Origin of the sequence: Kluyvera sp. Awk 3 (assembly GCF_028069715.1) — a bacterium.
Taxonomy (GTDB): Bacteria; Pseudomonadota; Gammaproteobacteria; order Enterobacterales; family Enterobacteriaceae; genus Kluyvera; species Kluyvera georgiana_A.
This window is the reverse complement of sequence record NZ_JANEWH010000333.1, coordinates 1-486: the sequence shown is the minus strand read 5'-3', so window position 1 is coordinate 486 and position 486 is coordinate 1. Positions and strand designations below refer to the sequence as shown.

Sequence of the window (486 nt, the reverse complement as noted above, 5' to 3'; positions counted from 1 at the left end):
ATTTTATTACCTCTATCATTAATGTTAGCTGGATGTGCTCAGGCACCTAAGCCGCAACCTAATTATTATGAAATGGGGAGGCAAGCAATGCAGGATACATTGAATGCAGACCCGGATTACCAGCTATGTGCTATCGCAGCGCGTAAAATGGCAGATCAGCGAGTACAGAGTGCTGAGACTGCGATGAAGCTCTATCCGGTTGACCACGTTGCTGAAAATGACATGATTAATGGGTTGAAGAAAAGAGTTTCCCTCAATTGCTATCAAGGGATTGAGGATCGTAAGGCAGGTAAACCGAATACATCATACTCTGCCCGAAAAGAAACACTTAACTACGAACAGCAACTTATAAAACAAAAAGACACAACCAAAGGTCAAGTCATGGCTGTAGAGTTTCAAGATATTATATTGAATGGTTATCAAATGGGGTACGAAAATGATCCTTCATTTTAGATTATAAGAAAAAAACCATTAAGAGACCTTATG

1 protein-coding gene is annotated in these 486 nt (G+C 39.9%); it reads left to right on the top strand.

Features of this window, described 5'->3' with window-relative positions; translation table 11 throughout:
* The coding region (locus NNN71_RS24965; RefSeq protein WP_271459616.1) for a hypothetical protein at positions 1–453 on the top strand (453 nt) is incomplete at its 5' end.
* Positions 454–486: the final 33 nt, after the last annotated feature.